The sequence below is a fragment of the Aestuariivirga sp. genome (genome assembly GCF_041738905.1).
Classification (GTDB): domain Bacteria; phylum Pseudomonadota; class Alphaproteobacteria; order Rhizobiales; family Aestuariivirgaceae; genus Aestuariivirga.
The window spans coordinates 1-10,095 of record NZ_JBGSOZ010000062.1; the positions used below are offsets into that span (position 1 = coordinate 1).

At 62.1% G+C, this 10,095-nt stretch carries 9 protein-coding genes; 3 read left to right on the top strand and 6 right to left on the bottom strand.

Features of this window, described 5'->3' with window-relative positions:
- From ACEW8Q_RS04840 to phoR, 4 genes are all read right to left on the bottom strand, one after another.
- On the bottom strand, nucleotides 1-760 hold a 760-nt coding region (locus tag ACEW8Q_RS04840), incomplete at its 3' end, for a DUF3333 domain-containing protein (protein ID WP_373502923.1).
- The gene (gene pstC, locus ACEW8Q_RS04845; protein ID WP_373502924.1) at nucleotides 753-2,120 is read right to left on the bottom strand and encodes a phosphate ABC transporter permease subunit PstC; all 1,368 of its coding nucleotides are present in this window, start codon (nucleotides 2,118-2,120) and stop codon (nucleotides 753-755) included. The genes pstC and ACEW8Q_RS04840, both read right to left, overlap by 8 nt.
- A gap of 88 nt (nucleotides 2,121-2,208) precedes the next feature.
- On the bottom strand, nucleotides 2,209-3,249 hold the full coding sequence (locus ACEW8Q_RS04850; RefSeq protein ID WP_373502925.1) for a PstS family phosphate ABC transporter substrate-binding protein: 1,041 nt from the start codon (nucleotides 3,247-3,249) through the stop codon (nucleotides 2,209-2,211).
- A gap of 103 nt (nucleotides 3,250-3,352) precedes the next feature.
- Nucleotides 3,353-4,453: a phosphate regulon sensor histidine kinase PhoR gene (phoR, locus tag ACEW8Q_RS04855; protein WP_373502926.1), complete on the bottom strand. Its 1,101-nt coding sequence runs from the start codon at nucleotides 4,451-4,453 to the stop codon at nucleotides 3,353-3,355.
- A 54-nt stretch (nucleotides 4,454-4,507) separates the two neighbouring features.
- Between phoR and ACEW8Q_RS04860 the strand changes: the two genes are divergently transcribed.
- A complete protein-coding gene (locus tag ACEW8Q_RS04860; protein WP_373502927.1) occupies nucleotides 4,508-5,461 on the top strand; it encodes an alpha/beta hydrolase in 954 nt (317 codons plus the stop codon).
- Nucleotides 5,462-5,463: 2 nt separating this feature from the next.
- Here ACEW8Q_RS04860 and speB read toward each other — a convergent pair whose 3' ends face one another.
- Together speB and ACEW8Q_RS04870 are read right to left on the bottom strand one after the other, a co-directional pair.
- On the bottom strand, nucleotides 5,464-6,417 hold the full coding sequence (gene speB, locus ACEW8Q_RS04865) for an agmatinase (protein WP_373502928.1): 954 nt from the start codon (nucleotides 6,415-6,417) through the stop codon (nucleotides 5,464-5,466).
- 138 nt (nucleotides 6,418-6,555) lie between these two features.
- Nucleotides 6,556-7,164, bottom strand: coding sequence for a L,D-transpeptidase (locus ACEW8Q_RS04870; protein WP_373502929.1), 609 nt, complete (start codon nucleotides 7,162-7,164; stop codon nucleotides 6,556-6,558).
- A gap of 244 nt (nucleotides 7,165-7,408) precedes the next feature.
- Here ACEW8Q_RS04870 and ACEW8Q_RS04875 point away from each other — a divergent pair, with 244 nt between their 5' ends.
- Nucleotides 7,409-9,427: a CocE/NonD family hydrolase gene (locus tag ACEW8Q_RS04875; protein WP_373502930.1), complete on the top strand. Its 2,019-nt coding sequence runs from the start codon at nucleotides 7,409-7,411 to the stop codon at nucleotides 9,425-9,427.
- A gap of 90 nt (nucleotides 9,428-9,517) precedes the next feature.
- Complete coding sequence (locus tag ACEW8Q_RS04880) at nucleotides 9,518-10,075, top strand: DUF2806 domain-containing protein (RefSeq protein WP_373502931.1); 558 nt, start codon at nucleotides 9,518-9,520, stop codon at nucleotides 10,073-10,075.
- Nucleotides 10,076-10,095: the final 20 nt, after the last annotated feature.

Here is a 10,095-nt window from a genome sequence, read left to right on the forward strand (position 1 = left end):
CGGCGGTCGCCGCCGACGCGGCCGCGAGATCGCCGGACTGGTTGGCGCTTTCGATGCGCTGGTCCGCCAGTTTCAGGTTGCGGTCGAGTTCGGCGACGGCCGCTTCGAGACGCGTCAATTCAGGGCCATCCGTCGCAAGAATGCTTGTGGCGAATTGCCGGATCTCCGCAATCGCAGCGGCAAACTCCGGCCCGGATGCGGTGATGCGGAACAGATCGCCCTCGGGAGCGACTGTAACCGCTGTCTTTCCGGAGCGGCGCACGACGGCCGTTTCATAACCCTTGAAATACTGGTCGGCATCATCGGAAAGCAGCGCGGTGACGCGCACGGTCTTTCCCACGATTGCAGGGTCGGCCACCATCATGTTGCGGAAGTCATCGGCGGCGCCCGAACTCAGCAGGCGGAGCAGAAGCTTGCGGTCAGCACGGCTGGTCACGCCCGGAAGCTGGTCACGCAGCGCGTCGCGGATGATGGTGTCGAAGTCACCGCCTCGGATCTTCGCCGGGTCGCCGGTGTTCTGCGGGTCGATTGCTTCCGCCGAGGCGGTCACATCGAGCACGAGGCGATGCTCGGTGAAGGCGGGAAGACCCTTGCCGATGATGTCGATCAGTAGCACCAGGACGAAAAGCCCTGTGACGACGATCGCGCCGATGCCATAGGCGCGGAAGCGGCGTTCGGAAGCATAGCGCTTGGCGACGAGTTCGTTGCTGACGGTGGGCTTCGCCATCGCGGTGGGCTTTGCTGCTGCAATGTCAGTCATATTGTTCCCTGTACCGCTGCACGATGCGGAGCGCGATGAAGTTCAGGATGAGCGTGAAGAAGAAGAGCACGAAGCCAAGTGCGAAGGCGGAGAGTGTCTTCGCCGAGTCGAACTCCTGGTCACCCACGAGGATGGTCTTGATCTGCACCGTGAAGGTGGTGACGGCCTCGAGAGGATTGATGGTGAGATTGGCGGCAAGGCCCGCGGCCATCACCACGATCATGGTTTCACCCACCGCGCGCGAAATCGCCAGCATGAAGGCCGAGACGATGCCGGGAAGGGCCGCGGGCAGAACCACCTTCTTGATGGTCTCGGACTTCGTCGCGCCCATCGCATAGGAGCCATCGCGCAGCGATTGCGGCACGGCATTGATCACGTCGTCCGAGAGCGAGGACACGAAGGGAATGATCATCATGCCCATGACGAGGCCTGCCGCGAGTGCGGACTCGGAAGCGACCGTGAGGCCGATCGATTCACCCCAGCCGCGGATCAAGGGGGCAACCGTCAAGGCCGCGAAGAAGCCCAGCACGACCGTGGGAATGCCGGCAAGGATTTCGAGTACGGGCTTTGCGAACGCGCGAACCCGGCTTGAGGCGTATTCCGCCATGTAGATGGCGGAGAACAGGCCGATGGGGCCCGCGACCAGCATGGCAATCGTGGTGATGAGCAGGGTTCCGGCGACGAGCGGCACGATACCGAAGGAGCCCGATGAGCCAACCTGGTCGGCGCGGATCGCCGTTTGCGGAGACCACTGCAGTCCGAAGAGGAAATCGAAGACGGAAATCTTGGTGAAGAAGCGCACCGTCTCGAACAAGACCGAGAAGACGATGCCGATGGTGGTGAGAACGGCGACCGCCGAACAGGCCAGCAGCACGATGGCCGTGATGCGCTCGAAAGTGTTGCGGGCGCGAAAATCGCGGCTGATGCGTGTGATGGCGTAATAGAGCCCGCCAAGCCCGCCGAGGAGGCCCAGCAGAAGCACGCCCCAGGACGAAACCGTTTCAGCCGAAGACATGGCGGCTGCGGCCTGTTCGAGCTGCGGGGTCATGGTGCCGGTGAACTGGCCCCTGATGATATTCTCGATGTCGCGCAGGATGGTGCTGCGCTGGAGGCCGTCCGCGAGAACGGCGGGATCGAAGCCCGAAAGGCCGGCGTTGACGACGTAAGCCGAAGCCAGCGGGTTTGCGACAAGGATGATCACCAGCATGGGGATCAGCACGGCGCTTGCCGTGAAAAGCCCGTGGTAGGCGGGTAGCGAGTGAAGTTCGGTGGGGTTGCCGACCGTGGTGGCGCGGGACTTGCCCACCACGAACCCGGCGACGACCAGCACGGCGAGGATCAGGAAATAGATCGCGGTCATCGTTTGCAACACCATCCACCAGTATAAGAAACAGGACCGGGACGGCCCGGTACATCCGCGGCGCCGTCCCAGCTGTCGAGAGAAGAGCTTACTTCAGCTCATCGCCCTTCATCGGTTCCATCGCGGCCACAGCGGCGGCGACCTTGTCGTGACGATCCTTCGGCAGCGGCACCAGGCCCTTGTCGCCCAGGTAGCCATCTTCGCCGGTGGCGGCGTCGGAGACGTATTCCGCTGTGAACTCGGCGAGGCCGGGGATCACGCCGACATGCGCCTTCTTGATGTAGACGAAGAGTTCGCGCGACGGCTTGTAGGAGCCATCGGCAATCGTCTCGAAGGTCGGCGTGACGCCATCAAGTTCGACGCCAGCGAGCTTCGCGGCGTTCTCTTCAAGGAACGAGAAGCCGAAGATGCCGAAGGCGTTGGGGTTGGCGTCGAGTTTCTGGACGATCACGTTGTCGTTCTCGCCGGCTTCGACATAGGCACCGTCCTCGCGGAGCGACTTCCAGGCCGCTTCGAAGGCCTTGGCGTCGGACTTCTTGAGATCCTTCATCGAGTCGATCTGAAGTGCGCCGGCTTCCATCATGAGTTCATGGAAAGAGTCGCGCGTGCCGGACGTGGGCGGCGGGCCCAGCACTTCGATCTTCACGGCGGGAAGCGAGGGGTCGATCTCGTTCCACATCTTGTAGGGGTTGGCGACCATCTTGCCGTCAGCACCCGGAACGTCCTTGGCGAGAGCGAGGAAGATGTTCTTGAGCGAGGTCTTGACCGGCGTGCCGGCCTTCGACTGTGCCAGCGTCAGGCCATCGAAGCCGACGACGATCTCGACGATGTCGGTCACGCCATTCTTGGCGCAAGCTTCGAATTCACTCTTCTTGATACGGCGCGAAGCGTTGGTGGCGTCGGCCTTGTCCTCGCCCACACCTTCGCAGAACATCTTCATGCCGCCGCCGGTGCCGGTGGATTCAACGACAGGGGTCTTCATGCCGGTCTTCTTGCCGAACTGTTCGGCAACGGCGGTGGTGAAGGGATAAACTGTCGAGGAACCGACAACGCGGATCTGATCGCGGGCGGCAAGGGCCGGAACGGCGGTGAGGGCCAGAAGGCTTGCGGTGATGAGTAGGCGCTTCATGTCTGAATTCTCCTGAGTGATGCAGGCGGAACCTATGGACTGCACAAAACGCTTATGTGACTTCGAGATAACAATATTATGACAAGTCAACTATATGACATATCTAGGTTTTCAATGGAAGACGGATGACAAATTCGCTGCCCTTGCCAATTTCGGATGCGATGACGAGCCGGCCCCGGTGGCGGTTCACGATATGCTTGACAATGGCAAGGCCGAGCCCCGTGCCGCCGCGTGAACGGCTCTCCTGCACGTTCACGCGGTAGAAGCGTTCGGTGAGGCGAGGAATGTGTTCGGCGGCAATGCCGGGACCATGGTCGCGCACCGTCACCTCCGCGAAGCCGCCCTGCCTGCGGCACTCGACGTCGACCCGCTTGCCGGAGCTTCCATACTTCAGGGCATTCTCCACGAGGTTCTGCAGCACCTGCACGAGTTCATCGCGGTTGCCCAGAACAGGCAGGGGCCCATCGCTCGCCACTTTCAGTTCGCACGCGAACTCCTGCGCCATGCCCGACAGCGTGTCGCGCACGTGACCCGCGACCTGCGTGAGGTCGACCTCCGCGGAGGGCCGCACATGCTCGTTCATCTCGATCCGCGACAGGGAGAGCAGGTCGTCGATCAGGCGCTTCATGCGGTCAGCCTGACTGCGCATGAGGCCGAGGAACCGCACCTGCGCCTTCTCGTCGTTCTTCGCGGCACCCTGAATGGTTTCGATGAATCCGGAGAGCGAGGCCAGCGGCGTCCTCAGTTCATGGCTGGCATTGGCCACGAAATCGGCGCGCATGCGCTCGATCTGCTGTTCGCGCGTCAGGTCGCGCAGCACGATCACGGCACCCTCGTTCTTTCCGAGGGGCGAGACATGAGCATGAAAACTCCGCTGCATGGGAACGCGGAGCTCATACTCGACGACAAGCGGGTCTTCGCCCGCCATCACGGCGGTGACGGCTTCGAGCAATGCGGGAGCGCGGATCGAGGCTGAAATGTGAAGCCCTTGCGGATCGGACTCGAGGACTGTCTTCGCGTGATCGTTGGCCAGCAAGACATTGCCATTGCCCTCCACCACGATCACGGGATCGGGAAGTGCACGCACCACATCGGCCACGAGGCCCAGCGATTGCGGCTGGACTTGCGGTTCAGGTTCTCTCGAGGAAGGCGTGCTTCTGGTGAATGGCCACATGAGCGGAATGAATGGACGTTCGCGTTGCATTCCTGCAGGATTGCCATCTCCGTATGACAGATTCACATTCGGGAAAACAGCTTCATGACGAACCAGCCGGTCGACGAGGGCATGCTCACTTTTTACAAGGAGCTCTCGAAACATTCCCCGCCCGAATCCGCCTCCTGGCCGCTTGCCGAGCAACGCGCCGCCTGGGATGGCGTATGCCGGATGTTCCGCGCGCCACGGCCCGACCGATTGATGGTTGAAGACCTCGATGTCGATGGCACGCATGTGCGAGTCTATCGGCCGCCGGGTGAAAGCCCCAAGCCCGGTGTCATCTACTTCCACGGCGGCGGCTGGGTCGTCGGATCCTGCGAGACGCATGACGACATGTGCGCCGAACTCGCCGACCAGGCGGACGTCGTCGTGGTGATGGTCGACTACCGGCTGGCGCCCGAGAACCCGCACCCGGCGCAACTTGAGGACTCTCTGAAAGTGCTGGCGTGGATGCGAAGCGCCGGCCGGGCGCTCGGCATCGATCCCTCGCACATCGTGGGCGCAGGCGACAGCGCTGGCGGGCAGATGACGGTCGGACTGGCACTGGCGCTGCGCGACCAGGGCCTGCCGCAACTCAGGGGCATGGTGCTGATCTACCCGGTGCTCGGCGCCGACATCGACACATCATCCTATATCCGCAACGCCAACGCGCCCTGCCTCACGCGCGATGAAATGATCTACTACCTCGAAAGCTTCCTTGGGCCGCGGGGCTCAGAGAACTGGAGCGACCCCTACGCCGTGCCGAACAGCGCATGCGACCTTTCGTGGCTGCCGCCTGCCTACATCACGGTCGCGGCGCACGATCCGCTCTGCGACGACGGGATCATCTTCCAGGGCAAAATGAGGGCGGCGGGCCTTGCCGCCGCTCTCCGCGAAGAGCCAGCACTCGCACATTCCTACATGCGGGCGCGGCACGTGAGCAAACCGGCGATGGAAGGCTTCAAGGCCATTGCCAATGCCGTGAAGCACCTCGCGCACGAGGGCTCTCTGCCGGGCTGACCTCAGCCGTACTGCACGCCCGGCAGCACGCAGAGCATCTCGAACAGGAAATTGGCGCCGATCAGGGCGGTGTTGCCAGCGGGGTCGAGCGGCGGCGAGACTTCGACCAGGTCGCCGCCGACGAGATTGAGGCCCTTGCATCCCCGGATGATTTCGAGCGCCTGCCAGGTCGAGAGGCCGCCCACTTCCACAGTACCCGTGCCCGGCGCGAAAGCAGGGTCCAGGCTGTCGATGTCATAGGTGAGATAGACCGGGTGATCGCCGATCTTCGCACGCACCTCCTGCATCAGTGGCGCCAGCGACTTGTACCAGCATTGCTCGGCCTCGATCACCGTGAAGCCCTGCTTCCGCGGCCAGTCGAAATCCTCAGGCGAATAGCCCGAGCCGCGCAGGCCGATCTGATAGACCTTGTCGCATTGCAGCAGCCCCTCCTCCACCGCGCGGCGGAAAGGCGTGCCGTGGGCGATCTTCTCGCCGAACATCTCGTCGTTGATGTCGGCATGGGCATCGACATGGATCAGCGCCACTGGCCCATGCTTCTTCTTCATGGCTCGGAGGATGGGAAGCGTCAGCGTGTGGTCACCGCCCAGCGTCAAGGGGATGCAGCCATGCGCGAGGATGCCGTCATAGGCCTTCTCGATGATGCCGACTGTCTTCTTCAGGTCGAAGGTGTTGATGGCGACGTCGCCGATGTCGGCGACCTGAAACGATTCGAAGGGCTTGGCGCGGGTGGCCATGTTGTAGGGGCGCAGCATGCATGATTCAGCGCGGATCTGGCGCGGCCCATGGCGCGTGCCCGAGCGGTTGGAGGAGCCGATGTCGATCGGCACGCCGACGAAGCAGACATCGAGCCCCTCGGCCGTGGGCTGCGTGGGAAGCCGCATCATGGTGGCGGGCCCGGCAAAGCGGGGCATGTCGTTGCCACCGAGCGGCTGGTTGAAGCGGCTGTTCGTCATGTTGGTCAAAACTCCATCGTGGTCGTTTCGATCCTACGACGGCGCCAGCGCTTGCGTCTTGTCAAAAAAGGAAGGGCTCCTTTCGGAGCCCAGTCGTTTTGCAGGGAGTTTTCAGGGAGGATTGATGATCAGTCCGTCTCAGAGCACGGTAACCCGCGCTCCGAGTTTGACGAATTTGTAGAGTTCCGTCACGTCCTCATTCAGCATGCGGATGCAACCCGAGGAGGCGGCCTTGCCGATCGAGTCCGGCGCGTTGGTGCCGTGGATGCGGTAGATCGACGAGCCGAGGTAGAGGGCGCGGGCGCCCAGCGGGTTCTCGGGGCCGCCAGCCATGAAGGTCGGCAGTTCGGGGTGACGCGCGCGCATCTCGGACGGCGGCGACCACGACGGCCACTTGGCCTTGGCGGAGACCTTGTGCGACCCCTTCCACTCGAAGCCGCGCTTGGCGGTGGCGACGCGGTACATGACGGCCTGGCCGTCTCCGAGCACGTAGTAGAGGCGGTTCTGCCTGGTGTTGATGATGATGTCGCCCGTTGCGGCGCGGGTTTCAAAGTTGACGATCTTGCCGCGCTTGAAGCCGGGAGCCTTGACGTTGTCCTGGTTTGCGCTGGTGGAGGCCGGGACGATCACCACGCCCTGCGACGGCGAAACCTGCTGGCTGGGCGAGACCGAAGCGGCAGTGGCGGCGGTGGCGAAGAGGCCGGCGGCGATGGCGGCGGCGGCGAAAGTTGTGAAGAGCTTGTTCATGGTCGTTTCCCTCTCGGTGTTCGTTTGTTGAACGCTGGTCTAACCGGGGGGCCCTGAACCGTTTCTGAGCCGGCGATTTATCTGGCGTTCATGTTTGCATTCGTTGGCCCTGCTTGTAACGTGGGCGCCGGATTATTCTGTGCTGCGAGTCACATGGACGGGGCGACACGGAAAATAACGGACGCGATCACTGGAGAGCCGGGCCTGTCCCGCTTCTCCCGCCACTTGCCTTCAGAGGATTGACATGACCATCACGACGATCACCGAGTTCCCACGCAAGACGAAGGAGGTCGAGAATTTCTGGATCACCCTGTCGGACGGCTGCAAGCTGGCCGCGCGCATGTGGATTCCGGAAGACGCTGAAGATAATCCGGTGCCCGCGCTTCTCGAGTACCTCCCCTACCGCAAGCGCGACGGGACATTCGTGCGCGATGCGCTGACGCATCCCTATTACGCGGGCCACGGCTATGCCTCGATCCGCGTCGACATGCGCGGCAATGGCGAGTCCGACGGGCTGATGGCGGACGAATACACCAGGCAGGAGCAGGACGACGCACTGGAGGTGATTGCCTGGATCGCCAGGCAGAAGTGGTGCAACGGCAAGGTCGGCATGTTCGGCATCTCGTGGGGCGGCTTCAATGCGCTGCAGGTGGCCGCGCGCAAGCCCCCGGCACTGAAGGCCATCGTCACCATCTGCTCCACCGACGACCGCTACGAGGATGACGTTCACTACAAGGGCGGCACTGTGCTGAACGAAATGCTGGGCTGGGCGGCCACCATGCTCGCCTATTCGTCGCGTCCGCCAGACCCGAAGATCGTCGGCAACCGCTGGCGCAAGATGTGGATGAACCGGCTGGAGAACGAGCCCTTCCTGGTGATCCCGTGGCTGTCGCACCCGCATCGCGATGCCTACTGGAAGCACGGTTCGGTGTGCGAGGACTTCAGCGCGATCGAGGCGCCGACGCTGGTAGTGGGCGGCTGGAACGACGCCTATTCGAACGCGGTGCCGCGCCTGATGAAGGGCATGCGGACGACGCGCAAGGCCATCATCGGGCCGTGGGCGCACAAGTATCCGCATTTTGCAGTGCCGGAGCCACGCATCGGCTTCCTGCAGGAAAGCCTGCGCTGGTGGGACCAGTGGCTGAAGGGCGAGTCGACGGGCGTCTCGCGCGATCCGGACTACCGCTATTACATCATGGAGCCGTTCAAGCCCGGCACCTTCCCGGAGCGTATCAACGGCCGCTGGCTGGGCGACAGTTTCTGGGGCTTCGGCCATGTCGAAACCAAGAAGTGGGCGCTGAACCATTTCGGCATCGGCCCCACGCCGGGCGAGGAAAAGGCGCTCACCATATCCTCCAGGCAGACGACGGGCGCGGATGGCGGCGAATACTGCATCATCTGGCTCGGCCCCGAATTCCCCGGCGACCAGCGGAAAGACGACGCGGATTCGATCACCTTCGATACGCCCGCACTCGTGACCGACATCGACATCGTGGGCCAGCCTGCGGTTGAACTCGAGTTCTCGGTCGACAAGCCGGTGGCCAGCGTGGCTGTCCGCCTCAACGACGTGTGGCCCACAGGCGAAGTCTCGCGCATTACCTACCACCTGCAGAACCTCTGCATGCGCGAGAGCCGCGAGACGCCGACGCCGCTGGAACCCGGCAAGCGCTACAAGATGAAGATCAAGCTGGACGACATCGCGTGGCGGGTTCCGAAAGGACACAAGATCCGCGTGTCGATCTCGACCACCTACTTCCCGATGATGTGGCCAGCACCCGAACCCGTGACGCTGACCGTCTATTCGGGCAAATCCATGCTCCACCTGCCGCTCCGCAAGGACATCGCGGCAGAAGCGCCCTTGTCGTGGAAGGGGCCCGAGGCCGCGCCCGCCGCCGAGATGACGGAGCTTCGTCCGTCATCCAACAAGCGCGAGACGGTGGTGGACGAGACGACGGGCGAAATGAAGATCGAGATCGTCGACGATTTCGGCGAACAGGAAATCCACCCGCACGGCATGATCATCTCGGCCGTGGGCCGGGAGAATTACTCGATCATGCCGGACGATCCCCTGTCGGCCAAGATGGAAACCCACTGGACCGAAGAACGCCGCCGCGGGACGTGGCATACGCGGACGGAAACCTACGGGCGGCTGACGGCGACCAGGACGCACTGGATCGTGTGGGGCAAGATCGAGGCCTTCGAGGGGAAGAAGAAGGTGTTCGAGAAGGAGTTCAACGAGGAGATCGAGAGGAAGCTGCAGTAAGTGAACTGTCGAAACAGGTCTTGAGCGAAGCGGAATGTACACGTTAGGATTGCCTATACTTACGTTTCACACCTTTAAGGGGATGGCCTAATGTCCGAGGATGGCAAGCTTGTAAACGTCAACATAGATCTTTCGAGCCTAGAAGGTTTATCAGACGCAGCTAAGATCCTAGTGAAGCGGCTCTCAAACGAACTCGGAGCGTTTACAAGGCCAGTTCATGCGCGTCGCCTCGCAAAAGCAAAGGCTGACATCGCAATACTGGAAGCACAAACGCAGAATAAGCTTTCTGAAATTCAAGAACGTGGATTGAGGAGAATGGTTAGTGAAGAAGGCCGACACCAAGAGAACATAGAGTCAATTGCTACGAAGGCAATTCCACATATCGCTGATAACGCGAAACCTGCAGAAATCGAACAAGACTGGATGACCGAGTTCTTTGAAAAGTGTCGACTTATCTCAAACGCAGAGATGCAGGAAATTTGGGCTCGGCTTCTAGCAAAAGAGAGCAACACTCCCCAGAGCGTATCCAAGGGGATGTCCCGTACTCTGTTGAAAATGCCAAGGCTGGCGTCGCTGGTTGAACCTTATGCAGCATCGGCCAAGCGGTCAACTGCATGGGAGGCTGGCTGCTCGGTCCGATGGTTTTGAAGTGCGGCCTTGAGGATTGG